Below are 22,940 nucleotides of genomic sequence, written 5' to 3' on the forward strand. Positions count from 1 at the left end.
GTCAGCGCCCGCACAGCATGCCGTCGTCATGGACGGCGGGCGTGATGGTCGGCGAGGCGTCGGCATACTGGTTGACCGAGCACAGCCCGGCGCTCGCAGCGCAATTGGCGGCGAAAGTCCAGGGCGGGGTGTTGGTCTTGGTGATGCTGACCTTGCCGCCGGTCGACGTGATGATCGCGGTGTCGCCCGGCTGGGTCAGCTGCACGCATTGGAAGTTCGTCGTGCAGACGCTGGCGGCGCCGTCCTGCAGCACCACGACGGAGCGGCCGCGCTGCGAGAGGATGTCGAGCGTGGTGCCGCGCACGCCTATGGTCGCAAGCGGCGTCGTGATCTTGTAGGCGGTCTTCTCGGAATGTCCGGTGACGAAACGGAACGCGCCGGTGGTCATGCGGATCGCGACGTCGCGATAGCTGTGCTCGTCGTTGAAGACGGTGCGGTCGAGCTTCAGCGTGGCGCTGGGCCCAAGCGACAGATTGGTGCTGTCCGCCATCACGAAGCGCGCGGCGCTGTCGGCGCCGGTACGCACAGTCTCGTCGCGCAGCATGCTGTCGCCGACATTGATCGGCGTGGTGGTCGCGGCGACGCGCACCACTTCGTTCTGGATCACGACGGCCTCGCCGACCCGCGTCTGCGCCTGCGCGCAAGGCGCGGCACACAATGCGGCCGACAGCAGAGTGGGGAAAAGCCAGAAACGCAAATTCATTTCGCAACCGATCGATGTGTCCCTGATCGTACCGGATCGCGCACGCTTGCGATGTGGCGGAATTATCACAAGCGGCGCGGGACGTGCGCTATGCTTAGTGACAGTTGCGGCAGAATGCGTTCAATGAAAACCGCGCTTTCCATTTTTGTCCGGTGACGCAAATTTGCCACGCAAAACAGCCCCACAGCAGCCGCTTCAACCATCCGCAGTTCCAGTGGTGTCGCGGAGCGCAGTTATTGCTGTCGCGATTTTCCTGGTCGCCCATCTCGCGCTGCTGATCGGCCTGACGACGCCGAATAAGTTCGTCTTCGACGAGGTGCACTACGTGCCGGCGGCGCGGCAGATGCTGGCGCCGGTAATGTCCCAGCCGATGCTCAATCCGATGCATCCGCCACTGGCGAAGGAGCTGATTGCGATCTCGATCGCGGCCTTCGGCGACAACGCGCTCGGCTGGCGTTACCCCGCGACATTGTTCGGCGCATTGGCGGTCGTCGCGATCTATCTGTGCGGTCTCGCGCTGTTCGCCGCGCAAGCACCCGCCATCGCCGCGGCGCTGATCGCGGCGTTCAACCAGATGCTCTACGTGCAGGCGCGCATCGCCATGCTCGATATCTTTGCGCTCGGCTTCGGCCTGCTCGCGATCGCCGCCTTCATGCACGGATTTCGACGCGCGCGGCCGCAGGCGCTGTTCGCGCTCGCGGGGGCGTTGTTCGGCTGTGCCGCCGCCTGCAAATGGAGCGGCCTGTTTCCGCTCGGCGTCTGCATCGTCGTCGTCACGGTGATCCGTCTCATGCAAGGCTGGCGCACGCTGTTCGCCGACGCAAAGCCGGACGACTGGTATCGACCGGACCTCTGGCCCGGCTTGAAGCTGCATCATCTCGGGCTGTGCTTCGCGGTCTTGCCCGGTATGGCCTATCTTGCCGCTTTCGTTCCGCTCTACGGGCTGTCGCTGCCGGACCTGATCGAGGCGCAGCGCCGGATCTTCGCCGACAACACCACGACTGCGATTGCCGGCCACACCTATATGAGCGCGTGGCCGTCCTGGCCGCTGCTCGCGCGCCCGGTGTGGTTTCTGTTCGACAAGAGCGCGGAGGACAACGTCTCCGCGGTCGTCTTTCTCGGCAATCCCCTGGTGCTGTGGCCGGCCCTGCTTGCGCTCGTGGTCGTGCTGCGCGATTTCGTCGTTGAGCGCCGCTGGGATGCGTTCCTGATCGCGGCGTTCTATTTCGGTCCCTGGCTTGCCTGGGCCTTGCTGCCGCGCACGCTGGGTTTCATTTACTACTATCTGCCGGCAGCCACGGCGACCTCGCTCGCACTGGTCTATGTGCTGCGCCGGGACGGCCTGCCGCGCTGGCTGCTTTGGGCCTATGTCGGTGTTGCGGCGATCGGCTTTGCGGTCATGCTGCCGATCTCCGCGGCCTTCATCGGCACCTCGATGCGGAGCTTCAGCCGGCTGATGCTGTTCCAGAGCTGGATCTAGTGCCCGCTTGCGTGCATATGGCAGGTAGAATTAACTTGCCTGAATCAATCGGTGCGTGTGGACTGGCCGTCATCCTCGGAACTGGGGGGGCGGGTGAGCATAGAGGATCGCATCGCTAGTCCGGACTATTCGAACGCTGACTGGTTGCGGGCCGTCGTCGATACCGCGGTGGACGGCGTGATCCTGATCGACGCGCGCGGCGGCGTCCTGATGTTCAATCCGGCCTGCGAGAAGCTGTTCGGCTATTCCGCCGGGGAAGTCATCGGGCGGAACGTCAAGGTGCTGATGCCGTCATCCTACCGCGACGCGCATGACGGCTATCTTCACAATTACCATGTCAGCGGCGAGCGCAAGATCATCGGCATCGGCCGCGAAGTCGTGGGGCAGCGCAAGGACGGCTCGACCTTTCTGATGCATCTGTCGGTCGGCGAGAGCCAGCAGGCCGATAGCGATTCGATCTTCGTCGGCATCATTCACGATCTCACCGAGCGGGAGCGGGTCGAGCGCGAGCTGCGCGAGAGCGCGGCGCGATTGCGCGCGGTCGTCGACACCGCCGTCGACGGCGTGATCCTGATCGATTCCGACGGCATCATCCTGAAGTTCAATCCTGCCTGCGAAAGGCTGTTCAAATACGAAGCCGACGAGGTGCTCGGACAGAACGTCCGGGTGCTGATGCCGGAGCCCTACCGATCCGAGCATGACGGCTATATCCGCAATTTCATCGCGACCGGCGACAAGAAGATCATCGGCATCGGTCGCGAGGTGCTGGGCCGGCGCAAGGACGGCACGACCTTCCCGATGGACCTGTCGGTCGGCGAAGCCAAGCAGGACGGCTCGTCCATCTTCGTCGGCATGATCCACGATCTGACCGACCGCAAGCGCACCGAGGCGCAACTGATCCAGGCGCAGAAGATGGAGGCGGTCGGACAGCTGTCCGGCGGCATCGCTCACGACTTCAACAATCTCCTCACCGTCATCGTCGGCAATGCCGAATATCTGGCCGAGCAATTGGTGCCGCGCTCCGACCTGAAGCGTCTCGCCGACGACATCTGCAGTGCCGGTGAACGCGGTGCGGAGCTGACGCAGCGCCTGCTCGCCTTCAGCCGCAAGCAATTGCTGCGGCCGGTCGAGACCGAATGCCATAAGCTCGTCGAGTCCATGTACAAGCTGTTGCGGCGAACTCTGCGCGAGGACATCGAGATCGCCTCGCAGGCCGACGCCACGCTTCGGCACGCCTTTGCCGATCCCGTCCAGCTCGAATCGGCGATCCTCAATCTCGCGCTGAACGCCCAGGATGCGATGGCATCAGGTGGGCGCCTGACCATTTCGGCGGCCAATGCATCGCTCGATGCCGGCGACCACAACGTTCATCCCGACGTGGCGGCGGGCGAATATGTCGTGATCGCCGTGACCGACACCGGCTCCGGCATGCCGAAGCGGGTACTGGAACGCGCGTTCGAACCTTTCTTCACCACCAAGGAGGTCGGCAAGGGCAGCGGGCTCGGGCTCAGCATGGTGTACGGCTTCGTCAAGCAATCCAACGGCCATGTTACGATCTATAGCGAGCCGGGGTTGGGAACGACCGTGCGGATCTATCTTCCGGCCGTGTTGAGCAGGTCGCAGGGCGTGCCGCTCGCGGTCGAGAGGGAGGTGGTCCAGAGTGGTTCGGAAATCGTGTTGGTCGTCGAGGATGATCCGTTCGTCCGCTCCTATGCGGTCATGAGCCTCGAGAGCCTGGGCTACAAGGTCTTGTCCGCCATCGACGGCAAGGAAGCATTGCAGACGCTTGCCGCAACGCCGCAGGTCGACCTGCTGTTCACCGACGTCGTCATGCCCGGGGGCGTCAACGGGTGGGAACTCGCAGGCCTCGCCCGCAAGCAGAGGCCGGAGCTGCACGTGCTGCTGACCTCGGGTTACGCCCTCGAAACGCTGGCGGCGAACGGCCATGTCCGGCAGGGTGCTCTGATCCTGGAAAAGCCTTACCGCAAGGCCGAACTCGCGCGGCTGGTCCGGGAGGCGCTCGCAGCACCAGTGCTGGTCTGAGCTGCGACCCGCCTGCCGCGTGGCGGCAGGCGGTCGTCGTCAGATTACTTGACGCGAGATCACTTGACGCTGGATCACTTGGACGCGGTCTTGGTGTCCATGTTCACGACCTGGACGCGGCGGTTGATCGGATCGGCACCGTTGGCGGTGTCCTTCAGCTTGGTCTTGCCGTAACCGACGGTGACCAGATCAGTGCCGTTGAGGCCGTAGTTCTGCATCAGATATTTCTTGATGGTGTCGGCGCGCCGCTCGGAGAGCCCTTGATTGTACTCTTCGCCGCCGATCGCGTCGGTGTGGCCGGCGACCACGAAGGTCGAGCCCTTGAGCGCCGGGTCGGACAGGGCCTTGCCGAGCGCCTGCACCGAGGACATCGAGGTCTTGGCGATGTTGGCCGAGTTGTAGTCGAACTGGATCTCGAGATCGATCTTCGGCTTGGTCGCGGCGAGCTCGGCGATCTGCTCGCGCTCGCCCGTCGAGAGTGACCGGGTCGAGCGGTTGCGCACGGTGTTCAGGAAGGTCGCTTCCTTGGCTTGCTCCTTGGCCTGCGCCGTCGTGTCGGCCTGCGGGCCGACGGACAGGCCGCGGGTCGCCGGCTTCGGCTTCAGTGCATCCAGGATCTGGCCAGTGGTGACGTTGTTGTCGCCGGCCAGAGCCAGGCCCGCCGTCATCGACAGCGCGGCGGAAAGGGTCATCGCCTTCAGTCCAAAAAACTTATCAAAACGGGTCATTGTCGTATCCTCGGTGTTACGCCTGATAGCGATTTGATGCTGCGAGCATAGGCTGGGTTCAAACGCCCCGATGTGATCTTGGTCACGGTGGCTACAGCGCTTGCAGGCTCAGTCTTGTGTCTTTCCCGGCGTTCCGGGCGGTGAACCGGCATGTTTCGCGGCCGCTCCGGGGGCAGGGTCGATCGTCCCAATAGCAGTGGTCGTCATCTCCGCGGGAAAGGTTCATGCGGCGGCCGGCCTTGTGTGATCGAAATCACTGAGGTCACGGGCTCTTGGACCGTCCCGGCAGAGAGAGCCCGGTCATGTGTCTCGCCTTCGGCACCGCGTCCGGAAACCTCTGCATGCCTATCGCCAATGGATGCCCGCTCAGGTGTCTGTTCATTGCATCGCAGCAAGAAAATTGTCTTCTCCGCGAAACGTCGGCGCGAGAGAATACGTAATTGCGAAGGCCGGCATGACGCCGGTTTCGTTTTACGGAGGAGACTTTTCGATGAAGATCTTGCTCACCGCCGCAGCCTTTGTCGCGTTCACCCTGTCGCTGTCCCCGGCGTCCGCTGCGATGATGGCGTGCACCAAGGACAACATGATGAAGTCCGCGGCGATGATGGGCGGCACGCCCGACACACCGGCCAAGATGGCGTCGAACAAGGAAATGGCCATGGCCAACACGGACATGAGCAATGGCAAGATGAAGAGCGCCTGCATGCACTACATGAAGTCGCAGAAGGCCATGATGGCGAAGTAGGCCTGGGCAGCCTCATCGAGCCGCGCTGTCAGCAGATGGCAGCGCGGCTTTTTCGTTTCCGGCGTTGATCGGGTTCTTTCTCCCGGAGCGAATCCCGCTACATTGCGTTCTGCAATGTCACGCGCGCCCAAACCGTTTCCGCTCACCACGACACAGGCCCGGCAGATCTGGCTGCATGCGCAGCGGCTGGATGAGCGCACCCCGTTCGGCGAGGGCGCACAGGCCGTCGCGGATGCGGTGGCCCATCTCGGCTACGTGCAGATCGACACTATCAACGTCATCGAGCGCTGCCACCACCACATCCTGTTCAGCCGCATCCCGTCCTATCGCCGCGCTGATCTGCGTCACGCCCAGAGCGTCGACAGAAGCGTGTTCGAATACTGGACGCACGCGCTTTCGTACGTGCCGGCCGGCGACTTCCGCTTCTTCCTGCCGGCGATGCGCGAGCACGGCCGCGAGGGTCATAAATGGTTCGCCTCGGTGAAGCCTGCGGACACGCGCAAGGTCATGCGGCTGGTACGCGCCGGTCCGCTGACGATCCGCGATATCGAGGACGACGTCCTCACCGAGAAGGAGCATCTGTGGCAGAGCCGCAAGCCCTCGAAGCGGGCGTTGCAGCTCGCCTTCTATACCGGCGCCGTGACCATCAGCGAGCGCCAGGGCATGCTCAAGACCTACGAGCTGATGACGCGCCATTTCGGCTGGGGCAAGCTGCCACGGCCGGCTTCGGCCAAGGAGATCACCGCCTATCTGCTCGACCGCGCCTTGCGGTCGCAAGGCGTGGTGAGCCTGGATTCGATCTGTCATCTCGATGCGCCGCGCAAGAAGGCGGTGGCCGGCCTGATCGCCTCGCGCGTCCGCCGCGGCGAGCTCATGCCCGTCGCGATCGATGGCGCCGGCAAGCAGGAGCATTGGGCAGCGCCCGCCTCGCTCGAGGCGAACGGTGAGACGGTCTCGCCTGATCTCGTCCACATCCTCTCGCCGTTCGATCCCCTCATCATCCAGCGCAAGCGCACCAACCTCATCTTCGGTTACAACCATCTGTTCGAGGCCTATGTGCCGAAGGCCAAACGCAAGCTCGGCTATTTTGCGCTGCCGGTGCTGGTCGGCGACGAGATCGTCGCCGCGCTCGATCTGAAGACAGACCGGCAGGCGAAGAAGCTGTTGATGCAGAAATGGACGTGGGTCGGGCAGGGCAGGAGGACGGCAGGGCGCAAGGAGCTCAAGCGCGTGATCGAGGATGAGCTCGATCGCTTCGAGCGGTTTCAGCTGGCGGAGTGAGAGGTCGTAGGGCGGATTAGTTAGCCGAAGGCGTAATCCGCCATTGCAGCCGCGGCGAAGAGAAGAGGCGGATTACGCTGCGCTAATCCGCCCTACGCAGCGCCGTTAGCCGATCGATCCACACGCCGAACGCAATTCCCGCCGCATAGGCCACCAGATTCCACAGCGAGAAGATGCGCCCGAGCAGAAGCGCGCCGGCGGTCGTTAGCCTGAACGCATCGAGCCAGGGCATATGCACCAGCCGCGAAAACTCCACCGCCGCCGCGATCACCATCGCGATGGCTGCAAGCTGGCTTTGCGTCAGCCGCGGCAGCAAGACCCCGACCAGCAGAAACACCATCGTGGCCCAAAGCAGCGAGCCGCCATACTTCACGACGAAAGCCGGCAGCCCGAGCGGAAAGCCGTACCAGCGCAGGGACAGTCCGCAGGCAATGACGATCAGCGCGAGGGCGGCACGGATCAGCGATGTCCGGAGCGATGCAATGGCGTGATCCGGCTGCGTCCCGTGCATTGCTCGCTCCATTGACTCTTTGTCCGCGATGCTCAAAACCGCGATCAGCCCACAAAAGCAACAACCCGGGGGAAGCCATGAGCCAGACCACCACCTATGCCGGTTCCGCCGGCGCCACCAAGTCGGAGATCGAGACTTCGACCATCCGCGCCATCTCCTGGCGCCTGATTCCTTTCCTGGTGCTGGCCTACTTCTTCTCCTATCTCGACCGCGTCAATCTCGGCTTCGCCGCGCTGACCATGAATGCGGAGCTGAAGTTCACGCCGCTGATTTTCTCCTGGGGCGCCGGCATCTTCTTCATCGGCTATTTCATTTTCGAGGTGCCGAGCAATCTGGCGCTGGAAAAGTTCGGCGCCAGCCGCTGGATCGCCCGCATCATGGTGACCTGGGGCATCATCTCGGCGCTGATGGCGATGGTTAGCGGCGTCACCAGCTTCTACGTGCTGCGCTTCCTGCTCGGCGTTGCCGAGGCCGGCTTCTTCCCCGGCATCATCCTCTATCTCACCTACTGGTATCCCGCCGAATATCGCGCCCGTTTCCTTGCGGCCTTCGCCATCGCGGTGCCGGTCTCGACCGTGATCGGCGCGCCGATCTCGGGCCTGTTGCTCGGGCTCGACGGCATGATGGGCCTGAAGGGCTGGCAGTGGCTGTTCATCATCGAGGGCATCCCTTCCGTGCTGCTCGGCATCGTCACCTGGTTCTACCTCACCGACAAGCCGGAGAAGGCGGACTGGCTCTCGGCCGAGCAGAAGGCCTGGCTCAAGGCGAAGCTCGATTCGGAGATCGCGGCCAAGCAGGCGGTGAAGCATGTCTCGCTCGGCGAGGCGCTGTCCTCGCCCAAGGTGATCGCGCTCAGCCTGATCTATTTCGGCTTCGTCGGCGCGCTCTACGGCATGCAGTTCTGGCTGCCGCAGATCGTCAAGGCGTTCGGCCTCACCAACGCGCAGACCGGCTTCGTCACCGCGATCCCGTATCTGTTCGGCACCATCGCGATGATCCTGTGGGCGCGGCACTCCGATGCGACGCGCGAGCGGGTGAAGCATGTCGGCGCGCCCCTGCTGCTCACCGCCGTCGCGCTTGCCGTCTCCAGCTACCTGACCGATCCGACCATGACGATGGTCGTTCTGACCGTGGCTGCCATTGGCGTGTTCTGCTGCTTCGGCGTGTTCTGGACCCTGCCGACCGCCTGGCTCTCCGGCACTGCGGCGGCCGGTGGCATCGCCCTGATCAACTCGATCGGCAATCTCGCCGGCTTCGGCGGTCCCTATCTGATCGGCTGGGTCAAGGAAGCCACGGGGCAGACATCGACCGGTCTCCTGGTGCTCGCCGTGCTGCCGCTGCTCGCCGGCATCCTGGTGTTCATCGGCGGCCACGACAGCAAGCACGAGTTCGCCGGGCAGGAGCAGTAGGGCCAAGTAAACGGTCCTGTAGGGTGGGCAAAGCGCAGCGTGCCCACCACCTCTCCCCGGCTGAGATCGTGGGCATGGCGCTAGCGCGCCTTTGTCCACCCTACGGCATCTCGCCTGACGCCCGCGACTGCTTCGGCTCACCCACCAGAGCACCTTTTCGACAACAGTACCCGTCTTGCTACCACCCCTTAACGATCACGCATTCCTGATGACTGACGATTATTGACTTTTATCAGTGATTAGTCGACATTCCTCTCATTCGAGCTGCAGGAGTGTCCTTCGATGTTCGTCCGGTCCGTTTTGTCGAGCTATTCCAGGCTGTTGGCAGGTGTGTCGCTGGCCCTGATGGCCGCCAGCCTGGCTGGGTGCAATGACACCGTCGCCGAGAAGGCCGAGCCGCCGCGGCCGGTTCTGGTTGCGACCGCGCATTATGATGCCGAGACCCCCGAGCGCAGCTTCGTCGGGACCGTCCGGCCCCGGATCGAGAGTGACCTCGGCTTCCGCGTCGCCGGCAAGGTTGCAAAGCGCCTTGTGGAAGTCGGCCAGACCGTCGAGATCGGCCAGCCGCTCGCAACCCTCGATGAGGTCGATTTGAAGCTGCAGGCCGAGCAGGCCGCTGCCGAGCAGACCGCCGCGACCGGCGTGCTGGCGCAGGCCGCCGCCGCCGAGCAGCGCGCCAAGGATCTGAAGGCCAAGGGCTGGACCACGGACGCGCAGATGGACTCCAGCCGCGCCGCCGCTGACGAGGCCCGTGCCCGCCTCAACCGCGCCGAGCGCGCGCTCGAGCTGAGCAAGAATTCCCTTTCCTACGCGACGCTTGTTGCCGACGCCCGTGGCGTCGTCACCGCAACGCTGATCGAGCCCGGCCAGGTGGTCGCCGCGGGCCAGGCTTCGATCCGTGTCGCCCGCTTTGCCGAGAAGGAAGCGGTCGTCGCGATCCCTGAGACGCTGGTTGGACGTGCCAAGTCGGGCGTCGCCAGCGTCACCCTTTGGTCCGAGCCGAACAAGAAATATGCAGCCAAGCTGCGCGAGATCGCACCGGCGGCCGATCCGGCCACGCGCACATACCTTGCAAAGTTCTCGCTGCCCGAGGCCGACGACAAGGTGGCGCTCGGCATGACCGCGACGCTGACGCTGTCGGACGCCGCGACCGAACGCGTCGCGCGGCTGCCGCTGTCGGCGCTGTTCAACGAAGGCGGCAAGCCGTCCTTCTACGTCGTCGACGACAACGGCGCGCTCACCTTGAGGCCGGTCGTGGTGAAGTCTTACGAGAGCAAAGACGTCGTGATCACCGGCGGCGTGGAAGAGGGCGCCAAGATCGTGGCCCTCGGCGTGCAGAAGCTCGATCCGGGCCAGCGGGTGCGGGTCGTCTCGTCACTGTCCTTCTGAGTTTTTCTAGAGGTTACGTCGTGTGAGGTGAGTTTCGGCCTTTGTCCCTAAGCAAAGGCTGAAGCGGCGAAGCGATCCAGAACCTGCCCAGCCCCCTGGATTGCTTCGCTGCCTCCCGACGACGGTTTGAACTGAGCGGCTGTGGTTATTGCAACTGGATCGTGTTTCGGAGAGAGCGATGAAGCGCTTCAACCTTTCGGCCTGGGCCGTCAGCCATCCGACGCTGGTTCTCTTCCTGATGCTCGTGCTCGGCGTCGCCGGCTTCTTCTCCTACGAGAAGCTCGGCCGCGCCGAGGATCCGTTCTTCACGGTGAAGGTGGTCAACGTCTCCGTGATCTGGCCCGGCGCGACCGCGCAGGAAATGCAGACGCAGGTCGCCGATCCCATCGAGAAGAAGCTCCAGGAACTGCCCTATTTCGAGAAGGTGCAGACCTATTCCAAGCCCGCCTTCACCGCGCTCCAGGTCACCTTCCGCGACAACACGCCGCCGAAGGACGTGCCCTATCTCTTCTATCTCTTGCGCAAGAAGCTGGTCGACGTGCAGGGCCAGTTGCCGTCGGGCATTCTCGGGCCCGTCGTCAACGACGAGTTCTCCGACGTCGATTCCATCCTCTACATGATGACCGGCGACGGCGCCGATTATGCCCAGCTCAAGAAGGTCTCCGAAGGTTTTCGCCAGCGCCTGTTGAAGGTGCCTGGCGTGACCAAGGTCGACGTCTACGGCAACCAGGATGAGCGCATCTTCGTCGAGTTCAGCCACGCCAAGCTCGCCACCCTCGGCATCACGCCGCAGGCGGTGTTCGATTCGCTCGCCAAGCAGAACAACGTGACGCCCGCCGGCACGGTCGAGACGTCCTCGCAGCGCGTGCCGCTGCGCGTCACCGGCGCGCTCGACGGCGCCAAGGCGGTCGCCGAAACGCCGGTCGAGAGCAACGGCCGCGTGTTCCGCCTAGGTGACATCGCCACGGTTACCCACGGCTATGTCGATCCGCCGAGCTTCGTCGTCCGCCAGGAGGGCAAGGCGGCCATCGGCATCGGCGTCGTCACCGCCAAGGGCGCCAACATCCTCGAGCTCGGCAAGGAGGTCGAGAAGGCGACGGCCGAGTTCATGAAGGCCGTGCCGCAAGGCATCGACGTCAAGCTCATCGCCGACCAGCCCAAGGTGGTCGAGCACGCCGTCGGCGAGTTCGTGCACTCCTTCATGGAAGCGCTCGTCATTGTGCTGTTCGTTTCGTTCCTGGCGCTGGGCTGGCGCACCGGCGTCGTGGTCGCGCTGTCGGTGCCGCTGGTGCTCGGCATCGTCTTCGTCGTCATGAACACGATGTCGCTCGACCTGCACCGCATCACGCTCGGCGCACTGATCATCGCGCTCGGGCTCTTGGTCGATGATGCCATCATTGCGGTCGAGATGATGGTGGTGAAGATGGAGCAGGGATGGGACCGCATGCGGGCGGCGTCCTTTGCCTGGGAATCTACTGCGTTTCCGATGCTCACGGGAACGCTGGTCACGGCCGCTGGCTTCCTCCCCATCGGCTTTGCCAATTCGGCGGTCGGCGAATATGCCGGCAGCATCTTCTGGATCGTTGCGATCGCGCTGGTCGCCTCCTGGTTCGTGGCGGTGATCTTCACGCCTTATATCGGCGTCAAGCTGCTGCCGGAGATGAAGGCCCACCACAACCACGATCCGCATGCGGTCTACGAGACCCGCATGTACCGGGGCTTGCGCGCCATCGTGCAATGGTGCGTCAACCACCGCATCACCGTGGTGGCCGCGACCGTCGGCGTCTTCATCGCCTCGATCGTCGGCTTCGGCCATGTCCAGCAGCAGTTCTTCCCGCTCTCGGAGCGGCCCGAGCTGTTCTTCCAGTTGCGCCTGCCGGAGGGCACCGCCTTCAACGTCACCGAAAAGGCGGTGAAGCAGGCCGAGACGCTTCTCAAGGACGACAAGGACATCGAGACCTACACGTCCTATGTCGGCCAGGGCTCGCCGCGCTTCTGGCTTGGCCTCAATCCGCAGCTGCCGAACGAGGCCTTTGCCGAGATCGTCATCGTCGCCAAGGGCGTCGAGGCGCGTGAACGCATCAAGGCCAAGATCGAGAACGCGGTTGCCGAGGGCATGTTGTCCGAGGCGCGCGTCCGCGTCGACCGCTTCAACTTCGGCCCGCCCGTCGGCTTCCCCGTCCAGTTCCGCGTGATCGGTCCCGACGCCAATACGGTGCGCGAGATCGCCTATCAGGTCCGCGACGTCATGCGGCAGAACAAGAGCGTCAAGGACGTCCAGCTCGACTGGAACGAGCAGTCGCCTTACCTCAAGCTCGTCGTCGATCAGGACCGCGCCCGCGCCATGGGCCTGACCCCGCAGGACGTCTCACAAGCGCTGGCGATGCTGATCTCGGGTTCGCAGGTCACGACCGTGCGCGACGGCATCGAGAAGATCGGCGTGGTCGCCCGTGCGATCCCGTCCGAGCGCCTCGATCTCGGCGGCGTCGGCGACCTCACCATCACCTCGCGCAATGGCGTTGCCGTGCCGCTGCAACAGATCGCCAAGATCGAGTATGCGCATGAGGAGCCGATCATGTGGCGGCGGAATCGCGACATGGCCATCACCGTGCGCTCCGACGTCGTCGACGGCGTGCAGGCGCCCGACGTGACCAATCAGATCACGCCGAAGCTGAAGGCGATCAAGGATCACCTCGAGCCGGCCTACCGGATCGAGGCGGGCGGCGCCTTCGAGGAATCGGCCAAGGGCAATGCCTCGATCTTCATCCTCTTTCCGGTGATGGTCATGGTGATGCTGACGCTGCTGATGATCCAGCTGCAGAGCTTCTCGCGCCTGATCCTGGTGTTCCTGACCGCGCCGCTCGGCATCGTCGGTGCCTCGCTCGGGCTCAACGTCGCCAATGCCCCGTTCGGCTTCGTGGCGCTGCTCGGCCTGATCGCGCTTGCCGGCATGATCATGCGCAACACGGTCATCCTGGTCGACCAGATCGAGACCGACGTCTCCCACGGCCTGACCCGGCGCGAGGCGATCGTGGAGGCCACCGTCCGCCGTGCCCGTCCCGTGGTGCTGACGGCGCTCGCCGCCATCCTCGCCATGATCCCGCTGTCGCGCTCGGCGTTCTGGGGTCCCATGGCGATCACCATCATGGGTGGCCTGTTTGTGGCGACATTCCTGACGCTCCTGTACCTGCCGGGCCTCTATGCACTCTGGTTCAGGAAGAGCCTGGACGAGGCCGGTACCCCTGAGCAGCCTGCCGCGCCGCAGCATGGGAGCGATGACCAGCACGCAATTCCGCTTGCCGAAGCGGCTGAATAGATGAGAAGACTGCTGACCAACGAGTCCTGACTGATGGCCCTTATTTCGGAACATATCGAAGTCGACACCCGGGATCGGATCCTCGAGGTGGCCGAGCGGTTGTTCCGCCAGATCGGCTACCAGAAGACCACGGTCGGCGACATCGCCAAGGAGCTCAGGATGAGCCCCGCCAATGTCTATCGCTTCTTCGAATCGAAGAAGGCGATCCACCAGGCGGTGGCGCGGGGCCTGATGGGCGAGGTCGAGCTCGAGGCGCAGCGGATCGTGGCGCGGCCCGGTCCGGTGCCGGAGCGCTTCCGGGAATTGCTCACCACCATCCATCGCATGAATACCGAGCGCTATGTCGGCGACAACAAGCTGCACGAGATGGTCGAGATCGCGATGCAGGAGGATTGGCAGGTCTGCGTCAACCATATGGAGTGCATCGCCGGCGTTGTCGGCCAGATGATCGCCCAGGGCGTGGCCTCCGGCGAGTTCGAGGCGAGGGACCTCCAGCTGGCCTCGCTGTGCGCCTGCACCGCGATGATGCGTTTCTTCCACCCCCAGATGATCGCCCAGTGCGCCACCAAGCCGGGCCCGACCATCGACCAGATGATCGATTTCGTCATCGCGGGTCTGTCCCCGCGCCACTGACGTGGCGGCGGGTTTCCCCTTATAAGCGGGCCGACTGCCCCAGGCTGACCGACTGGTGGCGGGCCAGGACGGATCAACACACTCCGTCATTGCGAGCGTAGCGAAGCAATCCAGACTGTCTCCGCGGAGGGATTCTGGATTGCTTCGCTGCGCTCGCAATGACGAGCAAGGGAAAGCCAGCGTGACCGAGAAAGACCTGTACTACTACGAGCCCTCCAAGGGCCACGGCCTCAAGCACGATCCCTTCAACGCCATCATCGCGCCGCGGCCGATCGGCTGGATCTCCTCCCGCGACACCAAGGGCCACGTCAATCTGGCGCCCTACAGCTTCTTCAACGCGTTCTGCTACGTGCCGCCGATCATCGGCTTTTCCTCCACCAACTGGAAGGACACGGTCGAGAACATCCAGCAGACCGGCGAGTTCGTCTGGAATCTCGCCACGATGGACCTCGCCAAGCACATGAACGCGACTGCCGCGCATGTCGCCCCTGAAGTCGACGAGTTCAAGCTCGCGGGGCTGACCGCCGTCCCCGGCAAGCTCGTCAACGTACCGCGCGTCGGCGAAAGCCCGGTCGCCTTCGAGTGCAAGGTGTCCGACATCGTCCGCCTCAAGGGCGCCGACGGCAAGGAGGCCGATGCCTGGCTGACGCTGGGCGAGGTCGTCGCCGTGCACATCGACCAGGCCATGATCAAGGACGGCGTCTACCAGACCGCCGCCGCCCGCCCGATCGTCCGCGCCGGCCGCCGCGGCGACTATTTCGAGATCAAGCCGGAAAACATGTTCGAGATGGTGCGGCCGGATTAGGCCGGGCGCGCTGTCATTCCGGGGCGCGCCGTCAGGCGCGAGCTATGGTGCGCAATTGCGCACCATGGCTCACGCTTCGCGTGCCCCGGAATGACGTGAGAAGACATCTCGGCCCATCCTCCCGGAACTGCCCGCGCACCCTGGCCGTTATGGTCCGGGGCCGCCCGGCCGCGTCAATTTTGCAGCCGAAACCTTCACGCACCCCCGGCCACTTTCCGCTAAAATGCCCGACAACCGCGCCGATGCATGAGGTCTGCCATGAGCTTCCGCCGCGACAAAATCACCAAGCCGATCTTCGCCTGGGCGCGCGGCGTGCTGCCGGCGATGTCCGCGACCGAGCGCGAGGCGCTGGAGGCGGGCGACGTCTGGTGGGACGCCGATCTCTTTACCGGCAACCCCGATTGGTCGAAGCTGCTGAAAATTGCGCCGGCCAGATTGACGGAGGAGGAGCAGGCCTTCCTCAACGGTCCCGTCGACGAGCTTTGCGCCATGCTCGACGAGTGGAAGATTTTTTGGGAATGGCGCGATCTGCCGCAGGACGTCTGGCATTTCGTCAAGCGCGAGAAGTTCTTCGGCATGATCATTCCGAAGGAGTTCGGCGGCCTCGGCTTCTCGCCCTATGCGCATTCGGAAGTGGTGCGCAAGATTTCGACCCGCTCGATCGCCGCCGCCGTCACGGTGATGGTGCCGAATTCGCTCGGGCCCGGCGAGCTCCTGATGCGCTTTGGGACGAAGGAGCAGCAGGAGCGCTGGCTGCCTCGCCTGGCCGATGGCCGCGACATTCCCTGCTTCGGTCTCACCAGCCCCGAGGCCGGCTCCGATGCTGCCTCGATGGTCGACACCGGCGTCATCTGCAAGGGCAGCTTCGAGGGCCGCGAGGTCATCGGCCTCCGCCTCAACTGGCACAAGCGCTACATCACGCTCGGCCCGGTCGCGACGCTGCTGGGCCTTGCCTTCAAGGCCTATGATCCCGATCACCTCGTCGGCACCGACGAAGTGCTCGGCATCACCGTCGCGCTGATCCCGACCGATCTGCCCGGCGTCGAGATCGGCCAGCGCCATCTGCCCTCGATGCAGGTGTTCCAGAACGGCCCCAATTGGGGCCGCGACGTCTTCATCCCGCTCGACTACGTCATCGGCGGCAAGGAGCGTATCGGGCAGGGTTGGAAGATGCTGATGACCGCGCTCGCCGCCGGCCGCGGCATCTCGCTGCCGTCGCTCTCTGCTGCGGGTGCCGCCTATGCCGCGCGCACCACCGGCGCCTATGCGCGCATCCGCGAACAGTTCGGCATCTCCATCTCCAAGTTTGAAGGCGTCGAGGAGCCGCTCGCGCGCATCGTCGCCACCGCCTATCAGCTCGATGCCGCGCGCCGGCTGACCTGCGCGGCGCTCAATGCCGGCGTTCATCCCGCCGTCATCTCCGGCATCATGAAGCTGCACGCGACCGAGCGGATGCGCGTCGCGGTGGACGATGCCATGGACATCCATGGCGGCAAGGCCGTGATCGACGGCCCGCAGAACTATCTCGGTAATCTGCATCGCGCCGTGCCCGTCGGCATCACGGTGGAAGGCGCCAACATCCTGACCCGCAATCTCATCGTGTTCGGGCAGGGCGCGATTCGCGCCCATCCTTATCTGCTCGACGAGATGAACGCGCTCGCCGATCCCGATCGCGAGCGTGGGCTCACGGCCTTTGACAAGGCGTTCTGGAAACATGTCGGCCATAGCTTCCTGACCCTGTTCCGTGCCTTCGGCCGGAGCTGGACCTTCGGCGCCTTTGCAATGGCGCCGGACGCCGGCGATGCCACGCCATTCTACCGCCAGCTCTCGCGCTACTCGGCGGCCTTCGCGCTCTGTGCCGACATGGCACTGCTCACGCTCGGTGGCGCGCTCAAGCGTAAGGAGATGCTGTCGGCGCGGTTCGGCGACATTCTCTCCGAGCTGTATCTGCTCTCGGCTGCGCTCAAACGCTGGCAGGACGAGGGCCGGCAGAAGGAAGACTTCGCCGCGCTTGAATGGTGCATGGCGACCGGCTCCAGGACGATCGAGAACCGGCTGGCCGAGATCCTCGCCAATCTGCCGAACCGCTTTATCGCCGGCTTCCTCAAGCTCGTGGTCCAGCCGTTCGGCGCCCGCGTGCTCGGCCCCTCCGACCGCGTCGTGCACGAATGCGCTGGCATCGTGCTGGAGCCGTCGGCGGCGCGCGAGCGCCTGACGCCGGATCTGGCCCATGTCGATGACGACGGCGGTTTAGCGCGGCTGGAGCGCGCCTTCAAGCTGGTCACCGGCACCGAGGCGATCGCCAAGCGCCTGCGCGCCGCACAGCTGCGCGACTGGAAGGATGCCGTCGCCAAGGGCGTGATCACGCAGGCCGAGGGCGAGCAACTGGCGGCTGCGCATGAAGCTGTCACCGCAGTGATCGCGGTCGACGATTTCGCGCCGGAGGCGCTGTCGCCGATTTACAAGAAAACCGTGAATGTGCATCAGTTCTTCCAGGAACTCGGTGAGCAGAGGGCGGCGAGCTGATGGCACGACCGGTATTCATCATCGACGGCAGCCGGACGCCGTTCCTTAAGGCGCGTTCGGGGCCGGGGCCGTTCACGCCGGTCGATCTCGCCGTGCAGTGCGGGCGGCCGCTGCTGGCGCGTCAGCCGTTCTCGCCTAACAGCTTCGATCAGGTCATCCTCGGCTGCGTCAACGTGATCGCGGACGAGATGAACCCGGCCCGCGTCGCCGCGCTCCGGCTCGGCATGGGCGAGGACATGGTCGCCTTCACCGTGCAGATCAATTGCGGCTCGGGTATGCAGTCGATCGACACCGCCTATCGCTACATCCGCGAAGGCCATGCCGACATGATCCTGGCTGGCGGCACCGAGGCGCTGAGCCACGCGCCGCTGGTCTGGCCGAATTCGGGTGTGCGCTGGTTCGCAGGCCTTGCCACCGCCAAAGGCGTGGCCGCCAAGCTCGCCGCCGCGTTCAAGCTGCGGCCGCGCGATCTCAAGCCGATCATCGGGCTCGAGCGCGGGCTGACCGATCCCGTCACCGATCTGAACATGGGCCAGACCGCCGAGGTCGTCGGCCATCTCTTCGGTATTACCCGCGCGCAGGCGGACGCCTATGCCGCCGAAAGCCATCGCCGGCTCGCGCATGCGCAAGGCGCGGGCTTTCTCAGGGGTGAGGTCGAGACCGCCTTCGCACGTGACGGCAAATTCTTCGACCATGACGACGGCGTGCGGCCGGACTCGACGGCCGAGACCCTCGCAAAGCTGAAGCCGGTGTTCGAGCGCCCCTGGGGCCAGGTCACCGCCGGAAATTCCTCGCAGATCACCGACGGCGCGTCCTGGGTGATCCTGGCCTCCGATGCCGCGGTCGCAAAGCACAAGCTCACGCCGAAAGCCGCGATCGTGGACAGCCACTGGGCCGCGCTTGATCCCAGCATCATGGGCCTCGGCCCGGTGATGTCGGCAACGCCGCTGCTCCAGCGCAACGGCCTCACCGTCAGGGATGTCGAGACCTGGGAGCTGAACGAGGCTTTTGCGACGCAGGTGCTCGGCTGCCTCGCTGCCTGGAACGACGAGAAGTTCTGCCGCGAGATCCTCGGTCTCGACGGCGCGGCCGGCGGGATCGACCGCGACAAGCTCAATGTCGACGGTGGGGCGATCTCGCTCGGTCATCCCGTCGGCACCTCCGGCAACCGTATCGTGCTGCATCTCGTCAATGCGATGAAGCGGCTCGGCACGCGGCGGGGTGTGGCCACCGAGTGCATCGGTGGCGGGCTCGGCGGCGCCATGCTGATCGAGGCGGTGTGACCATGGAGTCCAGGATCATGACCGCGCTCGGCGACCGCGTCCTCGAGCTGGGACCCAAGCCGGGGACTGACAGTCCGTACAAGCACTTCAAGCTGACGCGCGATGAAGGCGGCGTCGCCTGGCTGCTGTTCGACCGCGCCGATGCAAGCGCCAACACGCTGTCCTCCGACGTGATGGAGGAGTTCGACGCGGTGCTCGCGGCGATCGAGACCGAGCGTCCGGCCGGCCTCGTGATCCGCTCCGCAAAGCCGTCGGGCTTCATCGCGGGCGCCGACGTCAACGAATTCCGCGGCGTGTCCGATCCCGACATGGTGGTGACACGTATCCGCGCCGCGCACGCCGTGGTCGATCATCTGGAAGCATTGAAGCTGCCGACGGTCGCGGTGATCCACGGCTTCTGCCTCGGCGGGGGGCTCGAGGTTGCGCTCGCCTGCCAATCGCGCATTGCGATCGACGGTGCGCGCTTCGGCTTCCCGGAGGTGATGCTCGGCCTGCATCCCGGCCTCGGCGGCACCGCGCGATTCACCGCGCTGGTCAATCCCACCCAGTCGATGGCCTTGATGCTGACCGGCCGCACCATCGATGCGCGCCGCGCCAAGTCGCTTGGCCTCGTCGATGCCGTGACCCAGGAGCGCCACGTCCAGGGCGCGGTGAAGGATGCGCTGTTCGGCCGGCTGAAGCGGGCCCGTCCCGGCCTCCTGACCCGCGCAGCCAATTTTGGCCCCGTGCGCGGGTTACTGGCAAAACGCATGCGCGCGGAAGCGGCGAAGGCGGCATCCCGCGAGCACTATCCCGCGCCTTACGCGCTGATCGACCTCTGGGAGACCCATGGCGGCAGCAAGGCCGCGATGCTCAAGGCGGAGCAGGCCTCGTTCGCCAAGCTGATGGTGACGCCGACCGCGCAGAACCTGATCCGCGTCTTCTTCCTGCGCGAGCAGATGAAGAAGGCCGCAGGCTCGGGCAATACGATCAAGCACGTCCACGTCATCGGCGCCGGCGCCATGGGCGGCGACATCGCGGCGTGGGTCGCGGGGCAGGGGCTGCGCGTCTCGCTCGCCGACATGAAGGCGGAGCCGATCGCGGGCGGAATAAAGCGCGCCGCCGAGCTCTACGGCAAGATCATCCGCAAGCCGACCGACGTCCGCGACGCGCTCGATCGCCTGATCCCGGACATGGACGGGGAGGGCGTCCGCAATGCCGATCTCATCATCGAGGCCGTGCCGGAGAGGCTCGAGCTCAAGCAGAAGGTCTATGCCGGCATCGAGCCGCGGATGAAGCCGGGCGCAATCCTTGCGACCAACACGTCGAGCATTCCGCTGCAGGATCTGCGAACGACGCTGGCGCGGCCTGGGCGGCTGGTCGGCCTGCACTTCTTCAATCCGGTGTCGCGGCTGCAATTGGTCGAGGTCGTCAACCACGACGGCAACGACCAAGAGGTGCTGAAGGAGGCCCTCGCTTTCGTCGGCGCGATCGACCGCCTGCCGCTGTCCGTGAAGAGCTCGCCGGGCTTCCTCGTCAACCGCGCGCTGACGCCGTACATGCTGGAAGCCATGGTGATGCTGGACGAGAAGATCGACCAGCGCCTGATCGATGCTGCGGCCGAGCAGTTCGGCATGCCGATGGGGCCGATCGAGCTCGCCGACCAGGTCGGGCTCGATATCTGCCTCGACGTCGGCGACATGCTGCGCACCAAGTTTGGTGATCTCCTGCCGCCCACACCCGCATGGTTGCGCGACAAAGTCGCCAAGGGCGAGCTTGGCCGCAAGACCGGCAAGGGCTTCTATACCTGGAAGGACGGCAAGGCGGAGAAGGCGCCGCTGCCCGAGACCGGGCCGCGCGTCACGGACCAGATGATCGACCGCCTCTCGTTGCCGATGTCCAATGTCTGCGTTGCGTGCTTGCGCGAGGGCATCGTCGACGATGCCGATGCGGTCGATGGCGCCATGATCTTCGGCACAGGCTATGCACCCTTCCGCGGCGGCCCGTTGAATTATGCGCGCACGCGCGGCGTGGAGAATGTCGTGTCCACCTTGCGCGGGCTGGCCGAGCGCTTCGGCGGACGTTTCGCGCCCGATCCGGGCTGGGACAGTTTGCAATAGGGGGCCGTCGGCAAAAAGATGCTATCATGGGTGGTGGAGCCCGTGGGGAGCATCACCGATGCCGACGATCCCGTTCTTCAAGCACGCGACCCTGCGCGAGATCGTCATCACGCGGCTGTGCTGCGGGGCCGATGTCGTCGTGATCCTGTGCTGCGCAAGCTATCTCGTCGGGAATTATCCAGCGGTGGGATTGCGCTGGCCGTGGTTGATCGCGGCGCTGCTGGCCGGATATTTCCTCGCCGACCTTTTTTCGGGGCTGGTGCATTGGGTGGTCGACACCTGGCTCGACGAGGGGATGCTCGGCCGCGGCATCGCCATCACGCGCGAGCATCACACCCACCCCAGTCACGTTCTGCTCTACGGATTCCTCGACCAGGCGTCGCTCGGTGCGGCGCCGAGCGCGGCGGTGGTCGGAGCTGCGGCCGCCGTCACGGCGTTGCTTCCGGCATCCGCGCTCACCTATGCGCTGATGATGGTCTGGTTCGTGATTGCGGCCTGCATGCTGTTCGGCATGAGCTTTCACAATCTCGCGCACTGGCCGGTCCGCCCGCCGCTCCTGCGCATGGCGCAGCGGCTGCATCTGGTCTGCTCGCCCGAGCATCATTGGTGTCATCACCGTGACCACACCATCCGTTATTGTGTCATCAACGGATGGGCCAATTATCCGTGCGACCGTCTCCGGCTATGGAGCAGGCTGGAATGGCTGGTCACGGCAATGACCGGGCGCGCGCCGCGGGCCGACGATGCGGAGTGGCAACGCAAGCTGGGCGACGCCGGAAGCGTCGTCGCCTCGCCTCGGCCGGTTGGATAGCGCAAGCGTGCCCGCGTCCATGTTGCGCAAGGGCCTGCGGCTTTGTATCCAGAGCCGACAACCGCGGGAGATCGACGATATGACCGACACGCACGTCCACACCCATGTCAGCGGCCCCGGGCCGAGCGGCGATCTCTGCATCCGCACGCTGGCGATGCCCGCCGACACCAACGCCAATGGGGACATCTTCGGTGGCTGGCTGCTGAGCCAGATGGATGTCGGCGGCGGCGTGTTTGCCTCCAAGGTCGCGAAGTCGCGCACCGTGACCGTCGCGATCGAGGCGATGAATTTTCGCAAAGCGGTCTATGTCGGCGATCTCGTCTCGGTCTACGCCAATCTCGTGCGGGTGGGGCGCACGTCGCTCACCGTACATCTGGAAGCGTGGGCGCTGCGTCGCGGCGAGGAGCATCCGTTTCTCGTCACCGACGGCAACTTCACCTATGTCTCGATCGACGAGCATGGCCGCCCGCAGGAAGTTCGTTCGACCGTCGCGCCCATTGCGACGTAATCGCGCGCGGCGCTCCGTCCCATCTCACGAAATCTTGCGATCACTGAAACGCGGCGCTGATGGGTCAACGCGTCGCGGGTTTGCCAAGAACCAGTCAAGAACGGGTCATAAAACGGATGAGGTCCCGGCGTACTGAATTGCACGTCGATTCGGGGTGGAAACCGGTTGATTTGCCCTTGGGAACCTTTGGGCAGAGATGCCGTTATTTGCCCGCACTGAGGAATCTACGGGCCATGCCGGACAGCTACATCATCGAAGTGAATTCTCAGACCGCGGGCATCGTGGTCCGCGGCCACGGGGGCTACTGCTTCTTCGCCTCATCCCACCAGTTCAATCGCCTTGAAGGCCAGCTCTTTCGCAACGCCCGCGAAGCCGAGCGTGCCGCGCGCAAGTTGGTCAACGGTGATGTGAAGGAGGCGGCGTAAAGGCGGGCCGCTCGTCAATTCGACGCGCAAAGCGTGGTCGGAAATTTTTGCAGCCCTTGATGCCAGCTGCCTTCCTTCTCCCCTTGTGGGAGAAGGTGGCATAGGCGGTCTTCAACCGCCGTTCTCGGGAACGCCGAAGCGAAGCTTCGGCTATGGCGCCGGATGAGGGTTGCTTCAGCAAGCTCAAATCGTAAGAGGTCGACTCGTTGATGGAGACCCCTCACCCGTCTCGCCGCTCTGCGGCG

Annotated in this window: 18 protein-coding genes; 15 read left to right on the forward strand and 3 right to left on the reverse strand. The window is 64.7% G+C overall.

The features are described 5' to 3' along the window. Nucleotide 1: 1 nt before the first annotated feature. Nucleotides 2-703, reverse strand: coding sequence for a FecR family protein (locus Q0743_RS01435; RefSeq protein WP_298239817.1), 702 nt, complete (start codon nt 701-703; stop codon nt 2-4). 217 nt (nt 704-920) lie between these two features. Between Q0743_RS01435 and Q0743_RS01440 the strand changes: the two genes are divergently transcribed. Next, the gene (locus Q0743_RS01440) at nt 921-2,183 is read left to right on the forward strand and encodes a phospholipid carrier-dependent glycosyltransferase (protein ID WP_298239818.1); all 1,263 of its coding nucleotides are present in this window, start codon (nt 921-923) and stop codon (nt 2,181-2,183) included. A 93-nt stretch (nt 2,184-2,276) separates the two neighbouring features. Further along, nucleotides 2,277-4,226, forward strand: a complete 1,950-nt coding sequence (locus tag Q0743_RS01445) for a PAS domain-containing sensor histidine kinase (protein ID WP_298239819.1) — start codon at nt 2,277-2,279, stop codon at nt 4,224-4,226. 74 nt (nt 4,227-4,300) lie between these two features. On the opposite strand, the gene Q0743_RS01450 is transcribed toward Q0743_RS01445, so the two are convergent. After that, a complete protein-coding gene (locus Q0743_RS01450) occupies nt 4,301-4,954 on the reverse strand; it encodes an OmpA family protein (RefSeq protein WP_298239820.1) in 654 nt (217 codons plus the stop codon). Nucleotides 4,955-5,444: 490 nt separating this feature from the next. Here Q0743_RS01450 and Q0743_RS01455 point away from each other — a divergent pair, with 490 nt between their 5' ends. Further along, a complete protein-coding gene (locus Q0743_RS01455; RefSeq protein ID WP_063196637.1) occupies nt 5,445-5,699 on the forward strand; it encodes a hypothetical protein in 255 nt (84 codons plus the stop codon). Nucleotides 5,700-5,813: 114 nt separating this feature from the next. Then, on the forward strand, nt 5,814-6,980 hold the full coding sequence (locus Q0743_RS01460) for a crosslink repair DNA glycosylase YcaQ family protein (protein ID WP_298239821.1): 1,167 nt from the start codon (nt 5,814-5,816) through the stop codon (nt 6,978-6,980). Between the two features lie 82 nt (nt 6,981-7,062). Here Q0743_RS01460 and Q0743_RS01465 read toward each other — a convergent pair whose 3' ends face one another. Then, a complete protein-coding gene (locus tag Q0743_RS01465) occupies nt 7,063-7,491 on the reverse strand; it encodes a DUF2809 domain-containing protein (protein ID WP_298239822.1) in 429 nt (142 codons plus the stop codon). A 77-nt stretch (nt 7,492-7,568) separates the two neighbouring features. On the opposite strand from Q0743_RS01465, the gene Q0743_RS01470 reads away from it, so the two are divergent. From Q0743_RS01470 to Q0743_RS01520, 11 genes are all read left to right on the forward strand, one after another. Further along, the gene (locus Q0743_RS01470) at nt 7,569-8,900 is read left to right on the forward strand and encodes an MFS transporter (RefSeq protein ID WP_298239823.1); all 1,332 of its coding nucleotides are present in this window, start codon (nt 7,569-7,571) and stop codon (nt 8,898-8,900) included. 282 nt (nt 8,901-9,182) lie between these two features. Further along, a complete protein-coding gene (locus Q0743_RS01475) occupies nt 9,183-10,289 on the forward strand; it encodes an efflux RND transporter periplasmic adaptor subunit (protein ID WP_298239824.1) in 1,107 nt (368 codons plus the stop codon). Nucleotides 10,290-10,467: 178 nt separating this feature from the next. Then, nucleotides 10,468-13,605: an efflux RND transporter permease subunit gene (locus Q0743_RS01480; protein ID WP_298239825.1), complete on the forward strand. Its 3,138-nt coding sequence runs from the start codon at nt 10,468-10,470 to the stop codon at nt 13,603-13,605. A 33-nt stretch (nt 13,606-13,638) separates the two neighbouring features. After that, entirely contained in the window at nt 13,639-14,238 is a 600-nt protein-coding gene (locus Q0743_RS01485; RefSeq protein ID WP_097666959.1) for a TetR/AcrR family transcriptional regulator, read from the forward strand. A gap of 181 nt (nt 14,239-14,419) precedes the next feature. Beyond that, nucleotides 14,420-15,043 carry a flavin reductase family protein gene (locus Q0743_RS01490; protein ID WP_298239826.1) on the forward strand — a complete coding sequence of 208 codons (624 nt, stop codon included), beginning with the start codon at nt 14,420-14,422 and terminating at the stop codon, nt 15,041-15,043. Between the two features lie 258 nt (nt 15,044-15,301). Then, nucleotides 15,302-17,569, forward strand: a complete 2,268-nt coding sequence (locus Q0743_RS01495) for an acyl-CoA dehydrogenase (RefSeq protein ID WP_298239827.1) — start codon at nt 15,302-15,304, stop codon at nt 17,567-17,569. Beyond that, nucleotides 17,569-18,852: an acetyl-CoA C-acetyltransferase gene (locus Q0743_RS01500; protein WP_298239828.1), complete on the forward strand. Its 1,284-nt coding sequence runs from the start codon at nt 17,569-17,571 to the stop codon at nt 18,850-18,852. The genes Q0743_RS01495 and Q0743_RS01500 overlap by 1 nt, the downstream gene beginning before the upstream one ends. 2 nt (nt 18,853-18,854) lie before the next feature. Beyond that, a complete protein-coding gene (locus Q0743_RS01505; protein WP_298239829.1) occupies nt 18,855-20,951 on the forward strand; it encodes a 3-hydroxyacyl-CoA dehydrogenase NAD-binding domain-containing protein in 2,097 nt (698 codons plus the stop codon). Between the two features lie 58 nt (nt 20,952-21,009). Next, a complete protein-coding gene (locus Q0743_RS01510; RefSeq protein ID WP_298239830.1) occupies nt 21,010-21,762 on the forward strand; it encodes a fatty acid desaturase CarF family protein in 753 nt (250 codons plus the stop codon). A 79-nt stretch (nt 21,763-21,841) separates the two neighbouring features. Further along, nucleotides 21,842-22,270 carry an acyl-CoA thioesterase gene (locus Q0743_RS01515; RefSeq protein WP_298239831.1) on the forward strand — a complete coding sequence of 143 codons (429 nt, stop codon included), beginning with the start codon at nt 21,842-21,844 and terminating at the stop codon, nt 22,268-22,270. 233 nt (nt 22,271-22,503) lie between these two features. After that, nucleotides 22,504-22,695 (forward strand): hypothetical protein, encoded by a 192-nt coding sequence (locus tag Q0743_RS01520; RefSeq protein ID WP_097666947.1) that lies wholly within the window; start codon nt 22,504-22,506, stop codon nt 22,693-22,695. The last annotated feature ends 245 nt before the right edge of the window (nt 22,696-22,940 follow it).

The organism is uncultured Bradyrhizobium sp. (assembly GCF_936943645.1).
Classification (GTDB): domain Bacteria; phylum Pseudomonadota; class Alphaproteobacteria; order Rhizobiales; family Xanthobacteraceae; genus Bradyrhizobium.

Coding starts and splice junctions, on each gene's coding strand:
- Q0743_RS01475 (WP_298239824.1), top strand. CDS start 9,183: ATGTTCGTCCGGTCCGTTTTGTCGAGCTATTCCAGGCTGTTGGCAGGT.
- Q0743_RS01500 (WP_298239828.1), top strand. CDS start 17,569: ATGGCACGACCGGTATTCATCATCGACGGCAGCCGGACGCCGTTCCTT.
- Q0743_RS01485 (WP_097666959.1), top strand. CDS start 13,639: ATGGCCCTTATTTCGGAACATATCGAAGTCGACACCCGGGATCGGATC.
- Q0743_RS01450 (WP_298239820.1), bottom strand. CDS start 4,954: ATGACCCGTTTTGATAAGTTTTTTGGACTGAAGGCGATGACCCTTTCC.
- Q0743_RS01435 (WP_298239817.1), bottom strand. CDS start 703: ATGAATTTGCGTTTCTGGCTTTTCCCCACTCTGCTGTCGGCCGCATTG.
- Q0743_RS01480 (WP_298239825.1), top strand. CDS start 10,468: ATGAAGCGCTTCAACCTTTCGGCCTGGGCCGTCAGCCATCCGACGCTG.
- Q0743_RS01495 (WP_298239827.1), top strand. CDS start 15,302: ATGAGCTTCCGCCGCGACAAAATCACCAAGCCGATCTTCGCCTGGGCG.
- Q0743_RS01455 (WP_063196637.1), top strand. CDS start 5,445: ATGAAGATCTTGCTCACCGCCGCAGCCTTTGTCGCGTTCACCCTGTCG.
- Q0743_RS01465 (WP_298239822.1), bottom strand. CDS start 7,491: ATGCACGGGACGCAGCCGGATCACGCCATTGCATCGCTCCGGACATCG.
- Q0743_RS01470 (WP_298239823.1), top strand. CDS start 7,569: ATGAGCCAGACCACCACCTATGCCGGTTCCGCCGGCGCCACCAAGTCG.
- Q0743_RS01520 (WP_097666947.1), top strand. CDS start 22,504: ATGCCGGACAGCTACATCATCGAAGTGAATTCTCAGACCGCGGGCATC.
- Q0743_RS01460 (WP_298239821.1), top strand. CDS start 5,814: ATGTCACGCGCGCCCAAACCGTTTCCGCTCACCACGACACAGGCCCGG.
- Q0743_RS01505 (WP_298239829.1), top strand. CDS start 18,855: ATGGAGTCCAGGATCATGACCGCGCTCGGCGACCGCGTCCTCGAGCTG.
- Q0743_RS01515 (WP_298239831.1), top strand. CDS start 21,842: ATGACCGACACGCACGTCCACACCCATGTCAGCGGCCCCGGGCCGAGC.
- Q0743_RS01510 (WP_298239830.1), top strand. CDS start 21,010: ATGCCGACGATCCCGTTCTTCAAGCACGCGACCCTGCGCGAGATCGTC.